Source organism: Ruegeria sp. AN6 (assembly GCF_056540425.1).
Window position 1 is genome coordinate 174,427 of sequence record NZ_JBQFWR010000008.1, and the last position, 23,446, is coordinate 197,872.

The 23,446-nt window shown below is 55.6% G+C and carries 18 protein-coding genes and 2 pseudogenes; 6 read left to right on the plus strand and 14 right to left on the minus strand.

From position 1 onward, the window contains the following. Positions 1 to 4 precede the first annotated feature (4 nt). Positions 5 to 1,315 (minus strand): GH1 family beta-glucosidase, encoded by a 1,311-nt coding sequence (locus ACR0MQ_RS14300; RefSeq protein WP_170775184.1) that lies wholly within the window; start codon positions 1,313 to 1,315, stop codon positions 5 to 7. 1 nt (position 1,316) lies between these two features. After that, the gene (locus ACR0MQ_RS14305) at positions 1,317 to 2,348 is read right to left on the minus strand and encodes a substrate-binding domain-containing protein (RefSeq protein ID WP_170476815.1); all 1,032 of its coding nucleotides are present in this window, start codon (positions 2,346 to 2,348) and stop codon (positions 1,317 to 1,319) included. 213 nt (positions 2,349 to 2,561) lie between these two features. Between ACR0MQ_RS14305 and ACR0MQ_RS14310 the strand changes: the two genes are divergently transcribed. From ACR0MQ_RS14310 to ACR0MQ_RS14330, 5 genes are all read left to right on the plus strand, one after another. After that, on the plus strand, positions 2,562 to 3,917 hold the full coding sequence (locus ACR0MQ_RS14310) for an ABC transporter substrate-binding protein (protein ID WP_480608904.1): 1,356 nt from the start codon (positions 2,562 to 2,564) through the stop codon (positions 3,915 to 3,917). A gap of 65 nt (positions 3,918 to 3,982) precedes the next feature. Beyond that, entirely contained in the window at positions 3,983 to 4,990 is a 1,008-nt protein-coding gene (locus ACR0MQ_RS14315) for a carbohydrate ABC transporter permease (RefSeq protein ID WP_480608907.1), read from the plus strand. Positions 4,991 to 5,002: 12 nt separating this feature from the next. Further along, the gene (locus ACR0MQ_RS14320; RefSeq protein ID WP_010443334.1) at positions 5,003 to 6,151 is read left to right on the plus strand and encodes a carbohydrate ABC transporter permease; all 1,149 of its coding nucleotides are present in this window, start codon (positions 5,003 to 5,005) and stop codon (positions 6,149 to 6,151) included. A 9-nt stretch (positions 6,152 to 6,160) separates the two neighbouring features. Further along, positions 6,161 to 7,816 carry an alpha-glucosidase gene (locus ACR0MQ_RS14325; RefSeq protein ID WP_480608909.1) on the plus strand — a complete coding sequence of 552 codons (1,656 nt, stop codon included), beginning with the start codon at positions 6,161 to 6,163 and terminating at the stop codon, positions 7,814 to 7,816. 3 nt (positions 7,817 to 7,819) lie between these two features. Next, complete coding sequence (locus tag ACR0MQ_RS14330; RefSeq protein WP_480608912.1) at positions 7,820 to 8,902, plus strand: ABC transporter ATP-binding protein; 1,083 nt, start codon at positions 7,820 to 7,822, stop codon at positions 8,900 to 8,902. 666 nt (positions 8,903 to 9,568) lie between these two features. On the opposite strand, the gene ACR0MQ_RS14335 is transcribed toward ACR0MQ_RS14330, so the two are convergent. From ACR0MQ_RS14335 to ACR0MQ_RS14365, 7 genes are all read right to left on the minus strand, one after another. Then, entirely contained in the window at positions 9,569 to 11,080 is a 1,512-nt protein-coding gene (locus tag ACR0MQ_RS14335; RefSeq protein ID WP_480608914.1) for a mannitol dehydrogenase family protein, read from the minus strand. Next, positions 11,080 to 11,853: an L-iditol 2-dehydrogenase gene (locus ACR0MQ_RS14340; protein WP_170543170.1), complete on the minus strand. Its 774-nt coding sequence runs from the start codon at positions 11,851 to 11,853 to the stop codon at positions 11,080 to 11,082. Before ACR0MQ_RS14340 ends, ACR0MQ_RS14335 begins: the two co-directional genes overlap by 1 nt. After that, positions 11,850 to 12,854 carry an ABC transporter ATP-binding protein gene (locus ACR0MQ_RS14345; RefSeq protein ID WP_480608918.1) on the minus strand — a complete coding sequence of 335 codons (1,005 nt, stop codon included), beginning with the start codon at positions 12,852 to 12,854 and terminating at the stop codon, positions 11,850 to 11,852. Before ACR0MQ_RS14345 ends, ACR0MQ_RS14340 begins: the two co-directional genes overlap by 4 nt. Positions 12,855 to 12,866: 12 nt before the next feature. Continuing rightward, positions 12,867 to 13,697, minus strand: coding sequence for a carbohydrate ABC transporter permease (locus ACR0MQ_RS14350; RefSeq protein ID WP_010443328.1), 831 nt, complete (start codon positions 13,695 to 13,697; stop codon positions 12,867 to 12,869). 12 nt (positions 13,698 to 13,709) lie between these two features. After that, complete coding sequence (locus ACR0MQ_RS14355; RefSeq protein WP_010443327.1) at positions 13,710 to 14,576, minus strand: carbohydrate ABC transporter permease; 867 nt, start codon at positions 14,574 to 14,576, stop codon at positions 13,710 to 13,712. Between the two features lie 107 nt (positions 14,577 to 14,683). Continuing rightward, on the minus strand, positions 14,684 to 15,988 hold the full coding sequence (locus ACR0MQ_RS14360; protein WP_480608920.1) for an ABC transporter substrate-binding protein: 1,305 nt from the start codon (positions 15,986 to 15,988) through the stop codon (positions 14,684 to 14,686). Positions 15,989 to 16,082: 94 nt separating this feature from the next. Next, complete coding sequence (locus ACR0MQ_RS14365) at positions 16,083 to 17,108, minus strand: LacI family DNA-binding transcriptional regulator (RefSeq protein WP_010443325.1); 1,026 nt, start codon at positions 17,106 to 17,108, stop codon at positions 16,083 to 16,085. A gap of 121 nt (positions 17,109 to 17,229) precedes the next feature. Between ACR0MQ_RS14365 and ACR0MQ_RS14370 the strand changes: the two are divergent. Then, a pseudogene (locus ACR0MQ_RS14370) lies at positions 17,230 to 18,002 on the plus strand (FGGY family carbohydrate kinase). Positions 18,003 to 18,689: 687 nt separating this feature from the next. On the opposite strand, the gene ACR0MQ_RS14375 reads toward ACR0MQ_RS14370, so the two are convergent. The 5 genes and pseudogenes from ACR0MQ_RS14375 to ACR0MQ_RS14395 form a co-directional block, all read right to left on the minus strand. Further along, the gene (locus tag ACR0MQ_RS14375) at positions 18,690 to 19,532 is read right to left on the minus strand and encodes a fumarylacetoacetate hydrolase family protein (RefSeq protein ID WP_170775160.1); all 843 of its coding nucleotides are present in this window, start codon (positions 19,530 to 19,532) and stop codon (positions 18,690 to 18,692) included. 18 nt (positions 19,533 to 19,550) lie between these two features. Further along, positions 19,551 to 20,306 carry an SDR family oxidoreductase gene (locus tag ACR0MQ_RS14380; protein WP_170775157.1) on the minus strand — a complete coding sequence of 252 codons (756 nt, stop codon included), beginning with the start codon at positions 20,304 to 20,306 and terminating at the stop codon, positions 19,551 to 19,553. Between the two features lie 8 nt (positions 20,307 to 20,314). Further along, a complete protein-coding gene (locus ACR0MQ_RS14385) occupies positions 20,315 to 21,817 on the minus strand; it encodes an aldehyde dehydrogenase (NADP(+)) (RefSeq protein WP_170775156.1) in 1,503 nt (500 codons plus the stop codon). A gap of 12 nt (positions 21,818 to 21,829) precedes the next feature. Then, positions 21,830 to 22,330 (minus strand): annotated as a pseudogene (locus ACR0MQ_RS14390) (fumarylacetoacetate hydrolase family protein); the annotation flags it as partial. Between the two features lie 90 nt (positions 22,331 to 22,420). Then, positions 22,421 to 23,044 (minus strand): hypothetical protein, encoded by a 624-nt coding sequence (locus ACR0MQ_RS14395; RefSeq protein WP_480608925.1) that lies wholly within the window; start codon positions 23,042 to 23,044, stop codon positions 22,421 to 22,423. Positions 23,045 to 23,446: the final 402 nt, after the last annotated feature.

Consider the following 23,446-nt stretch of genomic DNA (forward strand, 5'->3'; position numbering starts at 1 on the left):
TGCGTTAGTTTTGCGTCAACGCGTTTTTCAAGGCAAAATATGATGCTTTGGGTGTTCTCTCCAACGTTTTGAAATCTACATCGACCAGTCCGAAGCGTTTTTCATACCCCAGCGCCCATTCGTAATTGTCCAGCAACGACCAGACAAAATATCCTTTGATCGGCACACCGTGATCCAAAGCCCGACGTACTTCAGCCAGATGTTGATCCAGATATTCAATTCGGTCTTCATCCTGTTGGCGCTCAGCGCTCGCCATACCGTTTTCAGTGACATATATCGATAGATCGCCCGTGTAATCGCGTGCGGTTCGGATCAGAAATCGCGAAAGCGCCGCAGGATCAATTTCCCACCCCATCTGTGTTTTGGGCAGCGGGCCTGGAACCTCTTTTAAAGCGGGCCAGGCCGAGTCAGAGTGTGTAATTAGCTTGCGCGTATAGAAATTCAGCCCACACCAATCGACCGGACTGCCGATGGTCTCAAAATCGTCCTGCCAACCTTTGGGTAGGTGCGGTGCTAAACCCTCCAGAACATTCTCGGGGTAGGATTTGTTAAAGACCCCGCTCAAGAAGAACCGGTTGTAGATCCCGTCATATAGGGCCGCCGCAGAATGTGCTTCGGTGCTATCATCGGCAGGCTCCGACCATTCCAGATTGAACACCGCACCCAGATTGGACATGCCCAATCCACGCATAACCTCGATTGCGCGACCATGGGCAAGCAAGACATGATGCATGGCACGGGCGGTGGCGCGGATATCGCGCAGGCCGGGGGCATGTTGGCCCTCGAAATGACTGAGCCAGCTTACACACCACGGCTCGTTGATCGATGCCACGCTGAACATGCGATCGCCGATACGGCCCATGATGATTTCTGTAAAATCAGCGAACCAATTTGCGATATCTCGGTTTCGCCAGCCGCCTAAGTCAGCAAGCGGCGAGGGGAGTTCCCAGTGATACAGCGTTGCGCAGGGTTTGATGCCACGTTCAAGTAGGGCGTCAACTAAACGATCATAGAAATCAAGGCCTTGTTGATTGAATGGCCCGCGTCCCTCGGGCAAGATTCGAGCCCAGCTGGTCGAGAAACGATAGCAGTCGAACCCAGCGTCCTGGATCAGATCCAAATCCTGTTCATATCGATTGTAGTGGTCGCAGGCCAAATCGCCGTTTTCAGCGTTTACGACGTTTCCCGGAGTGGCCGCGAAACTGTCCCAATGGGTCTTTCCTGCGCCACCCTGAGCATGACCCTCAATCTGGTAGGCCGACGTTGCAACGCCAAACTGAAAATCGACCGGAAAATCCGAGCGTTTGTGTTTCATTTCACATCCTTTGTGGTGCTGGACCGGTTGAGCTGCCAACAACAAGCTCGGCCTCTAACAGGCGCGTTTTGGGTGGGTCGTTGGGGGCGTTGATCCGTCCAATCAGCATTTCAGCAGCCAACTCTCCGGCATGTCTGACCGAGGACCGTGTGGCGGTGAATATCGGTACATCTATGCCGTTGCGCATGTAGGACAGTTCGTCATCGTGCGCGATGACTGAAATATCTCGCCCCATTTTCAGGCCGCGATTTTCCAGGGCCCTCCGGACACCAACGGCTGAGATGATTGACGAGGCCAGAATGGCCGTCGGCGGATCGTCCAGATCCAGCATGTCGCAGGCGGTTTGATGCCCGTAAATTTCTGTCATCTCGGCGCTGCGCAACAGCTCCGGCGCAATCTCAATTCCTGAGTGTTTTAACGCTGAGACGTATCCATTCCGACGGCGCTGAGCAAAGTCCATCTCTTCAAGACCGTTGATCAGTGCAATGCGCCGGTGGCCGAGATCGATTAAAAATTGTGTCGCCCTCTCGAATGAGCGCTGATTGTTCACGTCGATCCAGTCGTAAGGAACGTCGGCACCCGTAGAACGACCATGTACAATGAACGGCACTCCCATTTGCGACAGGACGGATATCCGCGGCTCGTTGACTTTGGGGCCTTGAAGCACGACGCCGTCCACGACCCCTCGGTTGAACAGGCTTCGATAGGAGTCTTCGACTGAGGTGTCAGGCGCGTGCGTGAACATCATATCATAGTTATTCTGTGCGTAAGTGCGCGCAGCACCTGCAACAAAATCACCAAATATCGGATTGACCATCTCGTGCTGAGAAGAGAACGGGATCACGTGCCCAATTACCATGGATCGCCCTGTCGCCAGTCCTTTGGCGCGGCTATTTGGGCGGTATCCGTGTTTAGTAGCGGCAGCCTGAACCCGGATACGCGTTTCCTCATTCACTTCGGGATAACCGTTCAGCGCTCGGCTGACGGTTGTCTGTGAAAGACCAAGAATCTCTGAGAGTTTCTTTAGGTTCATAGCATTCAAAGCGCTTTCAAGTTGCGGTCCTATTGTTTTGTTTGGAATTTCAGGTTCCGTCAACCCGTTTTGATATTTGAGCCTAATAACTCAATATTACGGCAACTATTTGCGAGATGTTGACAGACTCGGAATGTTAGCGGATAAAGTGATCTATCCAAAGCGCTTTGAAAACGAATCTTGTTTGCGCCGTAAAGTCTGGGAGGAAAATTCATGAAACGCTCGCTTTATGCAGGTGCGGCAGTGACCGCTCTGCTGGCAGGGACCGCGTGTGCCGAAGACTTGGCCTTCACACCTGGTGAAGGGCCGTTCAACTGGGATAGCTATAAAGCCTGGGCTGAAAGTGCGCCTGATCTGAGCGGTCAGACCGTCACTATCGCTGGTCCTTGGTTGACACCGGAAGATGGTTATTTCAACAACATGACTGCCTATTTCGAGGCGGCGACCGGCGCGGATGTGATCTACACTGGCTCTGACAGTTTCGAGCAGCAGATCGTTATCGATGCCGAAGCGGGTTCCGCCCCGAACATCGCCGTATTCCCTCAGCCCGGACTGGCGGCGATCATGGCCTCCAAAGGACAACTAACGCCTTTGGGTGAAGACATGGCCAGTTGGGTTGGCGACAACTATGCGGCCGGAAATTCATGGGTTGACCTGGGCACCTATAAAGATGCCGATGGCAATGACCAGATGTACGGCTTCTTCTACAACGTGAACGTCAAGTCTCTGGTTTGGTACAACCCGGAGAACTTCGAGGATGCCGGGTACGAAGTACCAACGACCATGGAGGAACTGAAAGCACTGACCGAACAGATCGTCGCTGACGGTGAGACACCTTGGTGCATTGGTCTAGGATCGGGTGCCGCCACGGGCTGGCCAGCGACTGACTGGGTGGAAGACATGATGCTGCGCACGCAGCCACCTGAAGTTTATGACCAGTGGGTGACAAATGAGATACCGTTTGATGATCCACGCGTGATCGCCGCAATCGAAGAATTTGGCTGGTTTGCACGCGATGACGCGAAGGTTTCTGGTGGGGCAGGGGCCGTGGCCTCGACTGACTTCCGCGACAGCCCCAAAGGCATGTTCTCATCGCCGCCGCAATGCTACATGCACCGTCAGGCCTCGTTCGTTCCGGCCTTTTTCCCCGAAGATGTTGAGTTCGGTCTCGATGCAGACTTCTTCTACATGCCGTCTTTCGCCGACAAAGACTTGGGTAACCCGGTTCTAGGCGGTGGTACGCTGATGGCCGTCAGTGATCCCTCGGATGCGACTAGCGCGTTCATGGAGTTCCTGAAGCAGCCAATCGCGCATGAGGTGATGATGGCGCAAACCGGTTTCCTGACCCCGCATAAAGGCGTGAACACCGAAGCCTACAAGGACGATACTCTGCGTGGTCTGGGTGACATTCTGTTGGGTGCGACGACCTTCCGCTTTGATGGATCTGACCTGATGCCGGGCGCCGTGGGTGCGGGTACATTCTGGACCGGGATGGTCGACTACACCGGAGGTAAATCTGCCGAAGATGTCACCAGCGAAATCCAGTCGTCCTGGGACGCACTCAAGTAAACCACTGAACCTTTGGGCAACCTATCATTCAGGTTGCCCGGAACCCTAGCAAGGGAGAGGACGCCATGAATCCGGCAATTCAGGGCCTGCTAACAATCGTAATCGGTGTGTCGGGATGCGTGGGCTATTTCTATCTGTCCAACCAGTTCTTGGATAAGGTCCTGTTTCCTGCGCGTGGTCCTAATGCGGGGCGTAATATCAACCGCGCGAACATGATCCGGCCCTGGTTGTTCCTGCTTCCCGCGATCCTCGCGCTTGGGGTCTATCTTGCCTATCCGGTGTTCGAAACACTGCGCCTTTCGCTGACCGATCGCGTAGCCGGTGGCGGATACGAATGGGCGGGTTTCGATAACTACTCCCAAATGCTCGCCGAGCCCAAATTCTGGGAGGCAATGCGCAACAACATGCTTTGGCTGATTGTTGTGCCTGCGATGTCCACTGGCTTTGGCCTGTTAGTCGCGCAGCTCACGGATCGCATTCGTTGGGGCAATGTCGCTAAGTCGCTGATCTTTATGCCGATGGCGATTTCCTTCGTGGGTGCCTCGGTGATCTGGAAATTGGTCTATGACGCGCGCCCACCCGATCAGGATCAGATCGGCGTTCTGAACGCGATCTATATCTTCTTTGGTGGAACCGAGACGCATACTTGGCTGACGCTTCCATTCTGGAACAATTTTTTCCTGATGATTGTGCTGGTCTGGATTCAAACCGGCTTTGCCATGGTCATCTTGTCTGCTGCCTTGCGCGGTATCCCGGAAGAGACCATTGAGGCCGCCATTTTGGACGGGGCCAACCCGTTTCAGATTTTCTTTAAGATCAAAGTGCCACAGATCAAGACCACGATCATGGTGGTTTGGACCACCATTACAATCGTTGTGCTCAAGGTCTTTGACATCGTCTTTGCCATGACCAATGGCCAGTGGGAGACGCAGGTTCTGGCCAATTACATGTACGACAAGATGTTCCGCGCCAATGACTGGGGCGTGGGGTCGGCATCCGCCATGGTGATCATGTTGCTGGTGACACCGATCCTGATCTGGAACGTGCGCAATGCGCGCAAAGAAATGCAGTAGGAGGTTGGGGATATGAGCGATATTGCAGGAACCCGCCCAGCCCTTAGATGGGTTGTACACGCCTCGGTTGTATTGCTGGTCGTACTTTGGGTATTCCCTACGCTGGGTTTGTTGATTTCGTCTTTCAGAACAGGGGATCAAATTGCCAGTAGCGGTTGGTGGCGGGCACTGTTCCCGTCTGAACAAAACCTGACTCTGCGTGCTGCTGCACCTGAAACGCAAGTTTTGCAGGATGGTCTCTATGTGATCGAAGGCAATATCTTCGATGGTGAACGGGCCTCGGACATTTCGCGATGGGGTGTGAATTCGCGCGCGATTGATGCCTTTGCTCCGGGTGAAAAAGCCGAGCTGCGTCGCGGCGGGACGATCACGGTTCAGGCCAATGGCGACTATCGCATGGAAAACACCGAAGAATTTTCGGGTAAGCGCGGCCCCCGGGTCTTTGTGACCACAACTCTGCCACCAGAATTCACCTTCGAGAACTATGCCCATGTTCTGTTCAACGCAAATAGTTCAGACAGTATGGGCAAGGCCTTCTTTAATACTCTGACGGTGACGATCCCGGCGACGATCATCCCGATCCTTGTTGCGGCTTTTGCGGCCTATGCGCTGGCCTGGATGGATTTCCCTGGGCGGGCACTTCTGATCGCTGCAGTGGTTGGACTCTTGGTGGTGCCATTGCAACTGGCGTTGATCCCGTTGCTGAAGCTGCATCTCAATATCGGCATAGGCAAAGGATATCTGGGTGTCTGGATGGCCCATACCGGGTTCGGGATGCCGCTGGCGATCTATCTGTTGCGGAACTACATGGCCGGGCTGCCGCGTGATCTGATCGAGAACGCGCGGGTCGATGGTGCGACTGAGTTTCAGATATTCACCAAGCTGATCCTGCCGCTTAGCTTCCCGGCACTGGCATCCTTTGCGATCTTCCAGTTCCTGTGGACATGGAACGATCTTCTGGTCGCCAAAGTGTTCCTGATCGATGCCAGCGGCCAGACAACGGTGATGACCAACCGCATCGTCGAGCTCTTGGGTACACGGGGTGGTAACTGGGAAATCTTGGCCACGGCGGCGTTTGTCTCAATCGCGGTGCCGTTGGCTGTCTTCTTTGCAATGCAGAAATATCTGGTTCGCGGCTTGCTGGCCGGTTCCGTAAAATAAGGGCGTGTGATGAACGTGCAGACCAACGTGACAGCATTTGAAGCAACCAAAGCGGCGTCAGACTGGTGGCGGGGCGGGGTGATCTATCAGATCTATCCGCGCAGCTTTCAGGACAGCAATGGCGACGGGATCGGAGACCTCAAGGGCATCACACAGCGGCTTGGCTATATCGCCTCACTGGGGGTTGATGCGATCTGGATATCGCCGTTCTTCAAATCTCCGATGAAGGATTTCGGTTATGACGTCAGCGACTACCGCGATGTCGATCCGATGTTCGGCACCATGGCGGATTTCAAAGAACTTTTGGATCAGGCTCATGCGCATGGTCTGAAGGTGATGATCGACCTCGTGCTTTCGCATACGTCGGATCAGCATCCATGGTTCAGTGAAAGCCGCGCCAGCCGCGAGAACCCGAAATCCGATTGGTATGTCTGGGCTGATCCCAAACCGGACGGGACACCTCCGAATAACTGGCTTTCGATCTTTGGCGGCTCGGCCTGGCAGTGGGATGCGCGGCGTCTGCAGTATTATCTGCACAACTTCCTCACGTCACAGCCCGATCTGAATTTCCATTGCAAAGATGTTCAGGATGCCCTGCTGGATGTCGCCCGGTTCTGGTTGGATTTGGGAGTTGATGGGTTTCGTCTGGACACGATCAACTTCTATTTCCACGATGCCCAGCTGCGCGACAATCCCGGCCTGCCGATGGATCAACGCAACGCGTCAATTGCCCCGATGGTGAACCCGTATAACCATCAGGACCACCTCTATTCCAAAAGCCAGCCCGAGAATATCGCCTTCCTAGAACGGCTGCGCGCCCTGACTGACGAATATGAAGGCCGCGCCTGTCTGGGTGAGGTCGGTGACGCACAGCGCGGGTTGGAGATCATGGGGGAATACACCAGTGGTGATAAGCGGATGCACATGTGCTATGCCTTCGAATTCCTTGAAAAGCGGGCTTTGACGGCAGCTTACGCAAAGCAGGTTTTTGACCAGCTTGAGGACAAGGCGGGTGATGCATGGCCCTGTTGGGCCTTCTCGAACCACGACGTGCAACGCCATGCTTCGCGTTGGGGTTTGGACGATGCAGCTGTCCGGCAGCACGCTGTTCTCATGATGTGCCTGCGTGGCTCGGCCTGCCTGTATCAGGGAGAGGAACTGGGTCTTCCCGAGGCGGATGTTGCGTTCGAGGATTTGCAAGACCCTTATGGCATCGAATTCTGGCCTGAATTCAAAGGCCGTGACGGATGTCGCACACCAATGGTCTGGGCCGCGCAGGACGAACAATCCGGGTTCAGCGCGGGTCGCCCCTGGTTGCCGGTCAGTGCCACTCAAGCTGAGCGGGCGGTGGACCGGTTGGAACAAGACCCGGCGTCGATGCTGCACCACTACCGCCATGCGATTGCTTTGCGCCATTCGCACTCGGCACTGATGTCCGGCAAGCAGACAGGGATGTCACAAATCGGTTCGGTCTTGACCTTCACCCGCGAGGATGAAGCAGAGCAGGTTTTCTGCGCCTTCAATCTGGGTGACGATCCGGTGGACGTGACACTGCCAGAAGGCGACTGGAAAGTAATCGGGGAGATGTTGGGCGGCGTTCGCGGGGAAGGCACGTTGATGCTGAACGCCGCTCAATTCTGTCTATTGGCTCGGGAAAAGAGGTAAACCATGTCGGAACTCAAGCTTACAGATGTGGCCAAATCCTATGGGCCGGTCGATGTTCTGAAACATATCGATCTCGAGATCGAGCAAGGCGAATTGATTGTCTTCGTCGGCCCATCAGGTTGCGGCAAGTCTACTCTGCTGCGGATGATCGCGGGCCTTGAAAAGATCACGGGCGGAACGCTTGAGATCGAAGGGCAGGTGGTCAATGACGTACCACCCGCACAGCGAGGCATCGCGATGGTGTTCCAGTCCTATGCGCTTTATCCGCATATGACGGTGCGCGAGAACATGGCCTTCGCGCTCAAGATCGCCAAGTTGCCCAGTGCCGAGGTTGATGCCGCAGTAGAACGTGCGGCGCAGATCTTGCAGCTTGAGCCCTTGCTAGATCGCCTGCCCAAGGCGTTGTCCGGCGGTCAGCGCCAACGCGTAGCCATCGGTCGTGCCATCGTTCGCGATCCGAAGGTCTATCTGTTTGACGAGCCGCTTTCGAACTTGGATGCCGCCCTACGTGTGGCCACGCGGATCGAGATCGCTCGGCTGAAAGAAGCGATGCCTGACAGCACGATGATCTACGTTACCCACGATCAGGTTGAGGCGATGACGCTCGCCAGCCGCATCGTCGTTCTGGCCAACAAAGGAATCGCACAGGTTGGTACTCCGCTGGAATTGTATGAGACGCCTGACAATGAATTCGTCGCGCAGTTCATTGGTTCGCCCGCAATGAACCTGTTGCCGGGCACTATCACCTCGACCGGAGAGACGACGACCGTAACACTGGACGACGGCGGTGTTGCGATTTCATCCATCCCGACAGAGGCAGTGGATGAAGGCAAACAGGTCAATATCGGCGTTCGGCCCGAAGATCTGGAGATGACTGAGGCCGGCGCGATCTACTCAGGTGTTGTGGATTTCGCCGAAGCTCTGGGTGAGGTTACATTGCTTTACTTTGCAGCGCCCGAGGGACGAGAGGCAGTGATCGCTAAACTGCCGGGAGTTCAGCGCAATCTGCGAGGGCAAAGCGTATCCGTCACTGCCCCTCCGGAAAAGGTGCACTTGTTCCACAACGGACAATCGATGCGTCGCTAACTGCACGCGGTCGGATGGGGCTTGGCCCAGTCAGGTAAGATTCAATTCGCCTGGCGTGATCGCGACTTAAGATTTGAGTTTGTCTGGTGCTTGAAACCTCGGTTCTCAGCGGCGCATCAAGTTGCCAATTCAACTCCGCGTCCTTACATGCTGGACCGAACGAGCACGATTTCTCTCTCCGGTGCCATTTCGACCGGCCGCTCGACGGATTCAAAGATCAGAGCTGTGATTAGATATTGACCGGACGTGTCAGCGCGCTTTCGCGCATTGGGGTGCGTTGCACTCTGATCTACAGTGACTGAGGACTGGTACACACTGCGTGTCAGGCACAGATTTTGCCCCTAGGTTTCATTGGTTTTCGTGAATTCGTGGCTGGAGTGGCAGGGTCTATTGTCAACATATTGAAATTTAAAAATATAAAGGAATTTTGCTCAATTGGCAGTGCTCGTAAGTCGGTTTGAGTCGAGTTTCGTGTCGCACATTTCTGCTTTTGATCACTTTGGTATTTGGTGCCTTGTCGGTCATTCGATGTTTTGCGGGATCGGAGGGAAGCAGGCTGTGGCTGTAACAGTATTTTTCGAACGCCGAGTGTCTGAGGCGGACATTGCCGTTCCATCCTAAAACAACAATGTGTGTCCGCGACCCATTGATCGAAGTAACGCGAAGTTAGTGCGACAATGAATTGGTCGCGACATACTCAGCTAATACTGCTCGGCTACCACGCTGCCAGATCTTGGTTAGCCACGAGGAAAAGGCGTTGGAAAATTGTGTGCCGCGGTCAAAGTCACCGCTGTACAGACTTTGTTCGAGCCACAGTCCTGGATCGGTTCTGGCAGCCAACGCGGTTTCACATAGATTTTCCCAAAGGGGATCATTCGGGGCGATTTCGGAACCGTCTTCACGAACCCCCGCACACATCCGGCACCAGAATGCTTCGGCCAGCGCAAGCCCGATTACTGAAGAGCCCGATGCAAGTGCATCACGTAGTGATGGCAGTAGAAATCCCGGATGCCGCGCCGATCCGTCGAACGCGACCCTGCGCGTTGTGTCATGAATCGCTGTGTTTGCAAATCGCCTCTCAACCAACTCAAGGTACTCTTTCGCTGTCGTTTCGGGGACAGCTTCGACATGAGGCAGAATCTCTTCGATCTGAACCGTTCTGAAGAATGCCAGGATGTCCGGATCCTGCATGCAGGATGAAATCGTCGGGACATTCAAAATTTCCCCAACGTTTGCGAGAAGCTGGTGGCCTCCGTTCAAAATGCGGAGTTTCATTGACTCATAGCTGTGAACATTCTGGGTCAGCGTTACCCCGACCTGCTCGAGGGGTGGTCGCCCGGCGCAGAATTCATCCTCGATCACCCATTGACGAAAGTTCTCGTGCGAGACAGGAGCGCGGTCATCCACACCAAGGATATGGCATTGCGATACCAACTCGTCAGTCGTTGCTGGCACGATGCAATCTACCATCGAGTTGGGAAACGCGCCGTTTTGATCAATCCAGTTGGCCAGACCAGGATCAGACATGCGCGCCAAGCCAACTACGCAGTTCCGCAGGATTGTGCCGTTGCCCTGAAGGTTGTCGCAGCTTAGCGCGGTGAAGGGTTTGAGGCCATTTGCTCGGCGCTGTTTGAGTGCCGCGACTATGGAGCCAAAGGCGGTTCGAGGCAGGTTGGGGTTTGCCGCATCGTAGCGAATATCTTGGTGATCGGTGTTAAGCGCACCGGTGTTGGTGATCAGATAGTACCCGCCTTCGGTAACTGTGAGAGAAACAATACGAATGGCAGGGTCGGCCATCTTCCGGATTAAGGCAACATTACCTGCCTCAATCGGTAAATAGTCAACCATCGGACCAATGACCTCGGCGGATGTCCTTGTGGGGTCTAGTTCAATCAACGTGGTCAGACAGTCCTGTGCCAGCAGACGCTCTCTCATCTCCGCATCGTAGTTTCGCATGCCGGCCCCGATGATCGCCCAATCATGGGCTTGGCCTTGCTGCATTAACTGGTGAATGTACCACGCTTGATGCGCACGGTGAAAATTACCAAGCCCGATATGGACGATGCCCGGCGTCAGGTCCGACCGCTGATAGGCAGGGTGCCTGACGTTAGCGGGCAGGTCTGCAAGGCTGTCGAGTCGCAGTCGCACCGGAGTTTTTGCATTCGCTGCAGGATCCATCAGCTCATCCAGTTTCCGCCGTCTACATTGTAGGTTTGTGCGACGATGTAATTGGCATCGTCAGAAGCCAGGAATACCGCCATCCCGGTCAGGTCATCTGCCCGGCCCATGCGACCATAAGGGACGGTTGCGGCGACTTCGCGTTTCTTTTGGCCGGGGGGTTTGCCTTCGTGTTTTGCGAAGAACGCATCTACGCCGTCCCAGTGTTCGCCATCGACGACACCGGGGGCAATCGCGTTCACGTTGATACCGTGAGATATCAGGTTCAGCCCCGCCGATTGAGTCAGAGAAATGATTGCCGCCTTGCTGGCGCAGTAGATAGCGACCAAAGGTTCACCTCTTCGCCCGGCCTGTGACGCCATATTGATGATCCGGCCTCTGGTCCCTTTTTCAATCATGTGGCGCGCGACGGCTTGCATGGTGAACAAGGTGCCAGCAACGTTGATGTCAAAAACGCGGTCATAATCCATGCGCTCGATCTCAACGATTGGTGCGGCGGTGAAGATGGCTGCGTTGTTTATCAAGATATCAATGAGACCGAAATGGGCAGCTGTTTTTGCCACCGCCTCATCTATGCTCTGCTGGTTGGTCACATCCATCTCGATAGCCAAAGCAGCCTCACCGATCTCAGAAGCTGCGTCTCTCGCGCGTTGGATGTCGATGTCTGCGATGGCAACACGTGCGCCCTCGGTGACGTAAGCTTTGGCAAAGGCCAATCCGATGCCTCGCGCAGCCCCGGTGATCAGGGCGGTTTTGCCAGCCAAGCGTGTCATTCGATCCGCAAGCCTTTCGCGTCGAACCGGTGGATTACGTCAGCCCGCGGTGTCATATGAATGCGATCCCCGTGGCGGAAGCCCACTTCGCCATCTGCACGGACTGTGATTGTCTCAGCAAGGCCGGTCTCGTGGACGTGAAAGAAGGTGTCCGAGCCAAGGTGCTCAGAGACGCTGACCACTCCGGACCATTCACCTCCGGTTTCGGAAACGGTGATGTGTTCAGGACGGATGCCAATGGTCTGGGCATCGTGTTTCGCGGCCTCTTCACCTTCAATGAAGTTCATCTTGGGCGAGCCGATGAACCCTGCAACAAACAGGTTGCGTGGCGTACGGTAAAGCTCCAGAGGGCTGCCGACCTGTTCGATCACACCGGCCTGAAGCACGACGATTTTATCGGCCATGGTCATTGCCTCAACCTGATCGTGGGTCACGTAGATCATCGTGGTCGCCAGGCGTTCGTGAAGTTCGCTGATCTCCAACCGCATGCCAACGCGCAAGGCTGCGTCGAGGTTCGAAAGGGGCTCGTCGAACAGGAATGCTGAGGGCTCACGAACAATGGCACGACCAATGGCGACACGCTGACGCTGCCCACCCGACAGCTGCCCCGGGCGACGATCCAGATAATCGCTCAGATTCAGGACGCTTGCCGCGCCCTCGACACGTTTGTCGATTTCGGCCTGATCCAGCTTGGCCATGCGCAGGGGAAAGGCGATGTTTTTGCGCACCGTCATATGCGGGTACAGAGCATAAGACTGGAACACCATGGCCAGACCACGTTTGGCGGGCGGCACGTCTGTTGCATCCGCGCCATCAATGTCGATGGAGCCCGACGTGATATCCTCCAGCCCTGCAATGAGCCGCAGCAGAGTGGACTTGCCGCAACCCGAGGGGCCGACGAAGACGGTGAATTCTCCGTCTCCTATGGTCAAGTCCAGCGGTGGAATGACCTCAACGTCGCCGAAGCTTTTGGTCACTGACTTGAGTTGAATACGTCCCATAAGTCGTCTTCCTTATTTCACAGCGCCGAAAGTCAGGCCACGGACAAGTTGTTTCTGGCTGAACCAGCCAAGAATGAGGATTGGTGCAATCGCCATGGTCGATGCCGCGCTGAGCTTGGCGAAGAACAGGCCTTCGGGGCTGGAATAGCTGGCGATGAAGGCGGTCAGCGGGGCCGCGTCAACGGCCGTCAGGTTGAGCGTCCAAAACGCCTCATTCCATGCAAGGATGAAGTTCAGCAAAACCGTCGAGGCGATGCCGGGCACGGCCATGGGCGTCAGCACATAGAGGATTTCCTCTTTCAGCGTGGCACCATCCATCCGGGCGGCTTCCAGAATCTCACCGGGAATTTCGCGGAAATAGGTGTAAAGCATCCAGACGATGATCGGCAGGTTGATCAGCATCAGCACCACGACCAGCCCCCCGCGCGTGTCCAGTAGACCCAACCGGATGAACAGCAGATAGATCGGGTAGAGAACACCCACTGCAGGTAGCATTTTGGTGGACAGCATCCATAGCAGGATGTCCTTGGTCCGCTTGGACGGGACGAAAGCCATCGCCCAGGCTGCGGGAACCGCGATGATCACGCCAAGAATGGTTGATCCACCTGCGATGATCACCGAATTCCACAGGAACCGCATGTAATCGGAACGTTCCTGTACGATGGCATAGTTCTCAAGCGTCCAATCGAAGTTCAGAAACAGCGGTGGGCTTGCGATGGCCTGCGCTTCGGTTTTGAAGCTGGTCAGGATCGTCCAGAGGATCGGGAAAAAGATCAGCAGACCAACGGCCCAGGCAAGGGCGGTGTTCAGCGATTTACGACGGGATGTGACGGCGCGGGCCATGGTCGTTCCTCCTCACGCGTCCAGATTTTTGCCGACGATGCGCATCAGAAAGATGGCGACGATGTTGGCAAGGATGATGGCGTAGACACCTCCGGCTGATCCAAGGCCGACATTCTGGCTTTCCAGCACGCGCTGGAAGATCAGGTAGGTGAGGGTGCGGGTGCCGAATGCACCGCCGGTGGTCACGAAGATCTCGGCGAAGATCGACAGAAGAAAGATCGTCTGGATCAGGATCACGATGGTTATCGCGCGGCTGAGGTGCGGCAGAACGATGTGATAGAACCGCTTCAGCACCGGGGCACCATCCATTTCGGCTGCTTCCAGCTGCTCACTGTCCAGCGACTGAATTGCGGTCAGCAGGATCAGCGTCGCGAACGGCAGCCACTGCCATGAGACGATCATGATGATCGACGTCATCGACGCCTCGGAGAGCCATGAGATTGGCTCGGCCCCGAAAAAGCGCCACAGATGGGCCAGCAAGCCATTGACTGGGTCCATGAACATATTCTTCCAGACCAGCGCAGAAACCGTCGGCATGACGAAGAAGGGTGCGATCACGAGGATGCGGACAACACCCTGACCCCACATGGGCTGGTCCAGCAGCATCGCCAGAAGGATGCCCAGCACCACTGTGATCACCAGCACACCGCCTACGATCACCAGCGTCGCCTGCACAGCGGGCCAGAAGGAGCTGGACGAGACGAACCGGACATAGTTGTCGAACCCGACCCAGCCCAGATCCCCACCGCGCAGCGGTAGGTATTTCTTGAAGGAAAAATACAGCGTCATCGTCAGCGGCACGAGCATCCAGCCAAGTAGCAGGACCACTGCAGGTGCCATCATCAGGCGAGCAACGGATCGGGAATGTTGAGTAGCCATAACGCAAACCCTCTCTGTTCAGGCGTAACCCAGCCTGCGAGAAAAACGCGAGTTGTGGAAGGGCGGAGCGGGGGGCAGACCTCTGCCCGCCCGCGGGGAGGGATGCCTCAGTAACCTGCGGCTTCCATTTCTTCTGCGGTGAAGGCCTGCGCTTTGGCCAGCGCTTCATCCACGGATTGCTGTCCGGCATAGACTGCCGAGAACTCCTGGCTTACCTGCGTGGCGATACCTGCAAATTCCGGGATTGCGACGAACTGGATGCCAACATAGGGCGTCGGTTGCGCGCAGCAGTTATCCGGGTCGGCTGCAAGGATCGAATCCAGCGTTTTCTGGGCGAACGGAACCTTCTGGTATTCGGGGTTCTCGTACAACGAGGTTCGCGCGCCAGGAGGCACATTGGCCCAGCCTTCGTTCTCGGCCACCAGTTCGATGTAATCCTTGGATGTGGCCCATTCGATGAACTGCTTGGCTGCATCTTCTTGCTGCGTGCCCGCAGGGATGGCCAGTGCCCATGCCCAGAGCCAATTGGCGCGCTTGTCGACACCTTCTGAGTTCGGTGCCAGTGCAAAGCCAACCTGATCTGCCACGGTCGAGTCGTCCGGGTTCGTCACGAAGGACGCTGCAACAGTAGCGTCGATCCACATGCCGCACTTGCCCTGTTGGAATAGTGACAGGTTTTCGTTGAAGCCGTTGGTTGCATACCCAGCAGGACCTGACTCGTTCATCATATCGACAAAGAAGGTCAGAGCCTCTTTCCACTGAGGCTGATCGAACTGAGGTTTCCAATCTTCATCGAACCAACGGGCACCAAAGGAATTCCCGGTCACTGTGATGAAGGCACCACCTTCGCCCCAACCAGCTTTACCGCGTAGGCAGATACCGTTGATGTCGTTGTCCCGGTCAGTCATCGCCGCAGCTGCTTCGCGGATGAACTGCCATGTAGGCGCGTCGGGCATCTCAAGCCCGGCCTTTTCCATCAGGTCGGTGCGATACATTACCATCGAGCTTTCGCCATAGAACGGGGCGGCATAGAGCGTGCCGTCATTGCTGAGCCCGTTGCGCATGGCAGGCAAGATGTCGTCCACATCATATTCAGCAGACAAACCATCCAGCGGCACCAGCCAGCCATTCGCGCCCCAGATCGGCGTTTCGTACATGCCGATGGTCATGATGTCGAACGTACCGCCCTTGGTGGTGATGTCGGTAGTTACGCGCTGACGCAGCACGTTTTCTTCTAACGTCACCCATTCGACGTCAATGCCGGTCGCCTCGGTGAATTTGTCGGTATAGCCCTGCATCCGGATCATATCGCCGTTGTTCACGGTCGCTATGGTGATGGATTGCGCGTGGGCTGCTGCCGTGGCGACGAATGTCAATGCAGTCGCCGCACGAAGTGCGTGTTTCAGATACATCCCTGTCCTCCCTGAGCTTGGATGTCGTGCAGGGAGCGTAGAGTGAAAGTTGTCGCGCAGTCAATAAAAACTTTACGCGCGTTAAAATTATGATTTACGCAGAGTCCCTTAAAACAAGTCGAGCGGGGAAAAGTGTCTCAGTTCGTGATTCAAATTTTCCACCGTTTTCAATAAGTTCGAATAAAGTTTCGACGCTTCGGCTGGCTACGTTGTCGTAGTCATGTGCGGCTGTCGTCAGAGAAGGGCACGTAAACTTTGCGAACGGATGATCGTCATTTGAGGCCACGCGCAGCGTGCAGCCCTCCTTCCGGCCGACCCGAATCCCCTGTTCATAGCAGGCCGCAAGAAAGCCAATAGCCAGCCGGTCATTGCTGCACAGAACGGAGTTCGTTTTCAATTCTCGCTCTTCAAGAACTTTCAGCGCGCCTCTGTGCCCAATCTCTTCGAAAGCCCATCCTTTCCCGTCGACTTTGATGATATGCGGCTCGAACCCGAGGCGCTCCATCATGGCGACATAGGCCTTCCTTCGTTTGTTGGCGTTTGGGTTCGCAGGTGTGCGCATTTCAAAGAATGATGGAGGCTCGCCCGTCCGGGTCATGTATTCAACTGTCTGAGACACAAAGCTGAAATTGTCCGATCCGATAAACGCGGCACCCAGCCCATCAAGGTTACTGTCAAACAGAACAGTCGGTACATTGACGCAGAACTTCTCAATCGCCGATCGGTCTGAAATCCGACCCAGGGGTGCCAACAAAACCCCGGCGGGCTTCATGGATTGCAGCCCATCCAGAATTTCGTTTTCCAGCTTTTGTTCTCCGTGGGCGCTAAAAAGGGAAGGGCGATAGCCTGCCGCAATACAGCTTTGCTCCAGATAGCGCGCGATTTCGGCAAAGAACGGATCGGCCAGATAGGGCACGACGATGCCGATATTCTTGGTCAGCTTCCGGTTCTGGTTCACAGCATAGATATTCGGGCGATAGTCAAACCGTTCGAGCGCCTCTTCGATACGCGCCCTTGTCGTTGGGCGAACGCTGTCGGGATCGTGGAAGTATTTGGATACCGTGGGCCGCGAGATGCCGCTGAGGGCCGCGAACTCTTCCATATTCTTAATCTTGGTCATGCAAGTCTGCCTGCGGATCATAGCCGTCTTGATCTTATCCTATTTTTACATATTCTTTACGCGCGACAAAAAATCAAGAGTCAGACAAGTTCCGGACGTTTGTGCAGTTCGACGGATAAAAATGTATCTCGGGATTGATATCGGAACGTCGGCGGTCAAGATTGTCTGCGCGGATACTGATCGTATTCTTGCGATATCTTCTGCAGGGATCGAGACGTCCTCGCCACAACCCGGTTGGTCAGAGCAGCACCCAGAACTTTGGTGGCAGGCGACGCGTGACGCGTTGAAGCAGCTTGCAGAGCAAATCCCACTGTCAGAGGCGAAGACCATCGATTTGTCCGGACAGATGCACGGTGCCGTTTTGCTGGACCGTACGCTGTGCCCAATCCGCCCGGCAATCCTGTGGAATGACAGCAGGGCCGCAATCGAATGCGATGAACTGCGCGTAGCGCTGCCGCAGATTGGTCATATCGCGGGTGTTCTTCCGTTGCCCGGTTTTACTGCCCCCAAAATTTCATGGCTGAAACAGAATGAACCCGGTCACTATGCCCAGCTTGCCCATATCCTGCTGCCCAAGGACTATATCGGTCCACGCCTGCATGGTGAACTGGCAACGATGCGTCCGATGCTGCGGGAACAATGTGGCTCGATCAGGCATCGCGCAACTGGCATATCGGGATCGCGGACGCCACTGGTGTAGCGCTCGACTGGCTGCCGCAAGTGTTTGACGGTCACAGTGTGGTTGGGACTGTGACGTCACAGGCTGCAGAAGCGACCGGGTTGAAGCCTGGCGTGCCCGTTGTGGCCGGAGGAGGGGATGCGGCGATCGGGGCGATATCTCTTGGTGCGACGGAACCGGGACGGGGCTTCGTCTCCCTTGGGACGTCGGAGTAGTTGATCGTGGCGGATCGTAAGTGCAAGCCCAACCCCGAACGCTATGTGCACGCTTTTCCAACTGGACAAGTCGCGATTCATACCGGACAGCACATGTAGGGAAAATGTGGCTGGGGTGGTAGGATTTTTGTCAACATATTGAAAATTAACAAAATAAAGGAAATGGGGTCAATGGGTAGTGTTCGGAAATTGGTTTGTGCCCAATACTGTGCCTCACTTTTCTGTTTTTTGACTTTTTGGTCGTTAGCGAGTTCGCTGGTCATACGACTGGCGCGGTATCGGGCGGAAAGCAGACGTTAGCTGCGTCTGCAAACAGTAGGAGCCGTCGAGGAGAAGCAGAAATTTAGTCTGTGCCATGGCAGCCAAATTAGTTGGACTAACAGAAGGACATGCATGGTCGAGATTTCGTGACATCCGTTAGACTGCAAGCAGGCGGGTCCTGTGCAGCGTCGACGCGCCGCTATATAGCTGCCGATGTCGTTGAGTATTCGTCGTTGATGGGCAGCGACGAAGCAAGGGTATTTCCGTTCTCTAAGCTCTGCGTTCAGAGATTTGGATCCCGCAATTGCAAGACATCGAGGGCGACTCGTCAAGTTGATGCGGGATGGTGCTCTTGTCGAATTTACTGCGGTTGTCGCTGCCGTAACCAGTGGCGTCGAGATACAGCGGGCAATGGCTGAGTTTCCACTATCCAGCGATGACATCCTGTCGCTGGACGCCCAGCCCCTCAATCCCCAGTTCCATTGTATCGCCTGGCTTAAGATAAGTCTGAGGTTCTTGCCCCATACCCACGCCAGGCGGTGTTCCTGTCGAAATCACGTCCCCGGGTTGCAGCGACATAAACTGCGACAGATGCGAAATGACAGTTGCCACACCAAAATGCATCGTTTTGGTTGAACCATCCTGATACCGATGCCCGTTCACCTCAAGATACATCGGCAGGTTTTGCGGGTCTGGCACCTCGTCTCTTGTCACCAGCCAGGGGCCGATCGGGCCAAACGTATCGGCGGACTTTCCCTTGACCCATTGGCCCGAGCGGTGAAGTTGAAAGTCACGCTCTGACAGGTCGTTTACTACGCAATATCCGGCGACGTGATCCATGGCTTCGGCCTCAGATACGTATTTGGCCTCTTTGCCTATGACAACGCCGAGCTCTACCTCCCAGTCGGTTTTGACCGACCCGCGCGGGATTTCGACCGTGTCGTTTGGACCGATGATGGCCGAGGTGGCTTTGAAGAAAATCACTGGCTCAGCAGGTAGGTCCATGCCGCTTTCCGCCGCGTGATCCGCATAGTTCAGGCCTATGCAGATGAATTTTCCGACATTGCCAACGCAAGGACCAATGCGTTGATCTCCATCTACCACTGGCAGGCTGTCCACATCTGTTGCCCGCAGTTTCTCAAGAACGGCGTCTCCAAGCGTGTCGCCCGAGATGTCATCGACAACACCGGAAAGGTCACGAACTGAGCCGTCCGACGACAAAATACCGGGTTTTTCAGCGCCCTTGGCGCCATAACGTAGCAGTTTCATTGTAAGGTTCCTTCCTGCTCAGATCGTCCAGCCGCCATCAATGGCAAAAGGCTGACCCGATGTGAATTTGCTTGCATCACTGGCCAAATACAGAGCCAGTTCTGCGATTTCTTCCGTTGTACCAATACGACCCATCGGTTGACGGGCAATGAAATCTGTCATTGCTCGTTCATAGTCACCAGTGGCGCGCAGCCTGTCATGCAAGCTGGGGCTATCGACGGTTCCGGGACAAATCGCGTTGCATCGGATGCCTTGAGTTACGAAATCGGCCGCGACGGATTTGGTCAGGCCAATGACCGCTGCCTTTGATGCGCAATATGCAAATCGGTTCGGCACGCCCTTCATGGATGATGCGACCGACGACATGTTGATGATTGATCCACCGCCTGCTTCCAGCATTCCTGGAAGGGTCAGGCGGATCAGTCTGAACATGGCTTTGACGTTGAGGCCGAAACTGAAGTCCCAGTCTTTTTCGCTGCACTCAAGGATTGAGCCTCCCGCAACATAGCCCGCACAGTTAAACAGAACGTCCAGTTTCGGCAGGTCGACCACAGCGGCGGTCACAGCCTCATTGTCTGTTACGTCCAGCTTGAGCGGCTCGATACCCGCGATACCGCCTAATTCTGCAAGCGAAACATCGTTGATGTCGCTGGCGATCACGCGTGCGCCTTCGGCTACAAACAATTCAGCGGTTGCTCGGCCAATGCCTTGCCCGGCAGCTGTGATCAGAGCGGTTTTGCCCGCAAGCCGGTTGGATGGTTCGAATGTCGTCATTGGTTGCCTCACAGTTTCTCGGGCAAAAGGTCGGTTGGAATGTCCTGATAGCAAACCGGCCGCAAGAAACGGCGGATCGACAATGTGCCCACGGATGTTGCGCCAAAGTTGGTTGAGGCGGGGTAGGGACCGCCGTGAACCATGCTGTCGCACACTTCAACGCCGGTCGGGAAACTGTTGGCCAGTAGGCGCCCCGCCTTTCGTTCAAGCAGCGGAAGCAGCGCCTGAGCCTCTGGTTTGTCGCCTGCGTTCAGATGCAGGGTACAGGTTAGCTGCCCTTCGATGGCCTGCGCGATCTGTTGCATCTGAGAGGTGTCTTTCACGCGCACGATAATGCCCAATGGTCCGAATACCTCTTCCTGCAGCTTGTGATCGGCCAGCCAGTCATCGCCGGAAACAGCGAACAGGTAAGGCGCGGCATCGCGCGTCTCGCAATTGGTGCCCATGATCTTGGAAACACCAGTTCCCGCGGCGACGCGCGAAACGCCGTCGCGATACGCGGCCGCAATTCCATCGGTCAGCATTGTCTGTTCGGCCACGGCGGATAGGCCGGTCTCGGCGGCCGTCTGAAACGCATCTGCATCGGGCCCGTCAATGATTACTGCAATGCCGGGATTGGTACAGAACTGGCCCGCGCCCATCGTCAGCGATCCTGACCAGCCCGCGCCAATCTCAGCCCCGCGCGCGGCTGCAGCTTGCGGCAAGATAAACATTGGATTGACCGAGCCCAGCTCGCCAAAGAACGGAATGGGTTCGTCCCGTTGCGCGCACAGGTCAAACAGGGCGCGCCCGCCCGCCAGGCTGCCGGTAAAGCCGACCGCCCGGATCAGCGGATGCTGAACCAGACGCGTGCCCACATCGCGTTTGCCGCCCTGAACAAGCGAAAACACTCCGGGATGAACCCCGGTTGCCTTGATGGCGTCGTCGATGGCCTGCGCCACGATCTCGCCCGTGCCGGGATGGGCGGAATGCCCTTTGACGACAACCGGGCATCCCGCGGCCAGTGCCGCCGCCGTATCGCCCCCCGCAACCGAGAAGGCCAACGGGAAGTTCGACGCGCCGAACACCGCAACAGGACCCAACGGGCGCTGGACCATACGCAAGTCGGGGCGAGGCAGGGGTGCGCGATCCGGCATGGCCGAGTCATGGCGCATGTCCAGATAATCACCCGCTTCGATGTGATCCGCGAAAAGACGCAGCTGGCCGACCGTACGGCCACGTTCCCCCTGCAGACGTGCCTCGGGCAAGCCGGTTTCCTGAGAGCCAATTTCGGTGATGGCATCCCCGCGCGCATCAATCTCATCCGCGATCTTGCGTAGAAGCGCTGCGCGTTCGGTACGAGAAGACCACCCGAAAGTGGCAAACGCCGCCTCGGCCGCTTCTACTGCGGTATCGACCAATGCCGCTGTCCCCACAGAAAAATCATGGCTTGGTCCATGCGCAGGTTCGGATGCAAAAGTCGCATCTGCGCCGACCCATTCGCCAGCGATCAGGTGTTTTCCAGTCAACATATTCGTTCTCTCTTACAGCAGGCCGCGATGGGCGAGGTTTCGCATCAGGTGTGACGCCCCAAAGGTCCATTCGGGGCATTCGGTCGACAGGCGCACGGTGTTTGTCAGCGCTCCAAGACGGGTGTTGGCGATGGTGACGACGTCGCCAAGCTTGTGCGTGAACCCGCCCCCCGGAGTATCTCGGTCCTGGGTTGGGGCGAACAGTGTGCCAAGGAACAGCATCAGCCCGTCAGGATATTGGTGGTGGCGTCCGATTGCCTGTTTCACAAGATCGGCAGGATCGCGGCTGATTTGGGACATGGATGAGCTGCCGTTCAGGACAAACCCATCCGGTCCGGTGACGGTCAGCGTCAGTTCAGCCTGACGCACTTCGTCCAGAGTGAACCCATCGTCGAACAACCGGATCATTGGCCCGATCGCGCAGGAAGCGTTGTTGTCCTTGGCTTTGCTCAGCAACAGAGCTGAACGTCCTTCGACATCGCGCAGGTTCACATCATTGCCCAGCGTTGCGCCGGTCGTGAGGTAGTTTGAATTCCGGGTGCTATGGAAAATGACATGTTACAGATTCTGACAATGCGTCGGTTTCGCGTTGGTTTTCGTGCCTCAATCAAAGCCTTGTCCGTGTGAAAGGCGTCTGACTTGCGCCGAGGTCTGTTGATCACGGCCGTAGATAAATGATAACAGCGGCTTTTTGGCTCGCTCAACAATTCCCCTACCAGCAGCAATGAGATCGATACAAAAAAAGTATTCGTTCCGTTCTGACTCGACGAGTTCGGCGAGATCCCCAACTCGCGAAAAGGAAGCACCGCCAGTTGACAAAAGAAAGCGGCGTTCATCCACTGGATTTACGATGCTACGGGCGATATCCATCGCATCATCGAACTGATGGCGAAGCTTCTCAACTTCAGAAGATTGCCCGACAAACTCACACGCGCCATCTCCCGAAGTTACTGCAAAAAACAATAGATCGTTTGAAAGACTTTCCAATAGGGGGCGGGCATCTGATGGTGCTACTCCGAGCCGGGAGAGAGCAAAAAGCAAATAAGCGTCCATGATTTCTTTGGTGTCGTGCTTTGCCCATCGCCCTCGCTCCTTTTCTGGCAGATAGCCTCTTTTTCTCCAGAGTCGGAGTAGCGACTGAGGTAGCCCGGTGATGTTGAGGACGTCTCTTGCTTCAAATGTGGAAGGCACAGTCTGCCAACCATCCCCCATTGCTGCTAAATGCATTTCCCACCTCCGATCACATCCCACCTCCGATCACATCCTGCACGACCTTAGCATGCCAAAAACGTATCGTCGATACGAAAATAGTTGCATTGATACTATTTGAGGATGTAGGTAGACGAAAATGCCGTGAATAGAGGAGGGAAAGTGAACCGACTGAGCCAAGAAAAGCGCGAAGGAATCGTTCACTCCCTGACCGAGTGCATGTCTCAGCGCGCCTGCGAGCGAATTTTCAAAGTCAGCAACAAGACGGTCGCAAAACTTGCGAATGATGTGGGCGATATGGCGATTGGTCACATTTCGCAAACCAAGGGGTTAGGTTCTGGACCCATTAATTTGGTTGCCGTCATCTCGGCTGCATGATTCAAGCCCCTGAGTTTCAGGGGTATAACATGAGTAATCTAT

What these genes read in the sequence shown, in the direction of transcription:
- ACR0MQ_RS14360 (WP_480608920.1), bottom strand. Translation starts at nt 15,988, where the DNA reads ATGTATCTGAAACACGCACTTCGTGCGGCGACTGCATTGACATTCGTC.
- ACR0MQ_RS14355 (WP_010443327.1), bottom strand. Translation starts at nt 14,576, where the DNA reads ATGGCTACTCAACATTCCCGATCCGTTGCTCGCCTGATGATGGCACCT.
- ACR0MQ_RS14340 (WP_170543170.1), bottom strand. Translation starts at nt 11,853, where the DNA reads ATGACACGCTTGGCTGGCAAAACCGCCCTGATCACCGGGGCTGCGCGA.
- ACR0MQ_RS14330 (WP_480608912.1), top strand. Translation starts at nt 7,820, where the DNA reads ATGTCGGAACTCAAGCTTACAGATGTGGCCAAATCCTATGGGCCGGTC.
- ACR0MQ_RS14310 (WP_480608904.1), top strand. Translation starts at nt 2,562, where the DNA reads ATGAAACGCTCGCTTTATGCAGGTGCGGCAGTGACCGCTCTGCTGGCA.
- ACR0MQ_RS14365 (WP_010443325.1), bottom strand. Translation starts at nt 17,108, where the DNA reads ATGACCAAGATTAAGAATATGGAAGAGTTCGCGGCCCTCAGCGGCATC.
- ACR0MQ_RS14325 (WP_480608909.1), top strand. Translation starts at nt 6,161, where the DNA reads ATGAACGTGCAGACCAACGTGACAGCATTTGAAGCAACCAAAGCGGCG.
- ACR0MQ_RS14345 (WP_480608918.1), bottom strand. Translation starts at nt 12,854, where the DNA reads ATGGGACGTATTCAACTCAAGTCAGTGACCAAAAGCTTCGGCGACGTT.
- ACR0MQ_RS14320 (WP_010443334.1), top strand. Translation starts at nt 5,003, where the DNA reads ATGAGCGATATTGCAGGAACCCGCCCAGCCCTTAGATGGGTTGTACAC.
- ACR0MQ_RS14380 (WP_170775157.1), bottom strand. Translation starts at nt 20,306, where the DNA reads ATGACGACATTCGAACCATCCAACCGGCTTGCGGGCAAAACCGCTCTG.
- ACR0MQ_RS14315 (WP_480608907.1), top strand. Translation starts at nt 3,983, where the DNA reads ATGAATCCGGCAATTCAGGGCCTGCTAACAATCGTAATCGGTGTGTCG.
- ACR0MQ_RS14335 (WP_480608914.1), bottom strand. Translation starts at nt 11,080, where the DNA reads ATGGATCCTGCAGCGAATGCAAAAACTCCGGTGCGACTGCGACTCGAC.
- ACR0MQ_RS14385 (WP_170775156.1), bottom strand. Translation starts at nt 21,817, where the DNA reads ATGTTGACTGGAAAACACCTGATCGCTGGCGAATGGGTCGGCGCAGAT.
- ACR0MQ_RS14300 (WP_170775184.1), bottom strand. Translation starts at nt 1,315, where the DNA reads ATGAAACACAAACGCTCGGATTTTCCGGTCGATTTTCAGTTTGGCGTT.
- ACR0MQ_RS14305 (WP_170476815.1), bottom strand. Translation starts at nt 2,348, where the DNA reads ATGAACCTAAAGAAACTCTCAGAGATTCTTGGTCTTTCACAGACAACC.
- ACR0MQ_RS14350 (WP_010443328.1), bottom strand. Translation starts at nt 13,697, where the DNA reads ATGGCCCGCGCCGTCACATCCCGTCGTAAATCGCTGAACACCGCCCTT.
- ACR0MQ_RS14395 (WP_480608925.1), bottom strand. Translation starts at nt 23,044, where the DNA reads ATGCATTTAGCAGCAATGGGGGATGGTTGGCAGACTGTGCCTTCCACA.
- ACR0MQ_RS14375 (WP_170775160.1), bottom strand. Translation starts at nt 19,532, where the DNA reads ATGAAACTGCTACGTTATGGCGCCAAGGGCGCTGAAAAACCCGGTATT.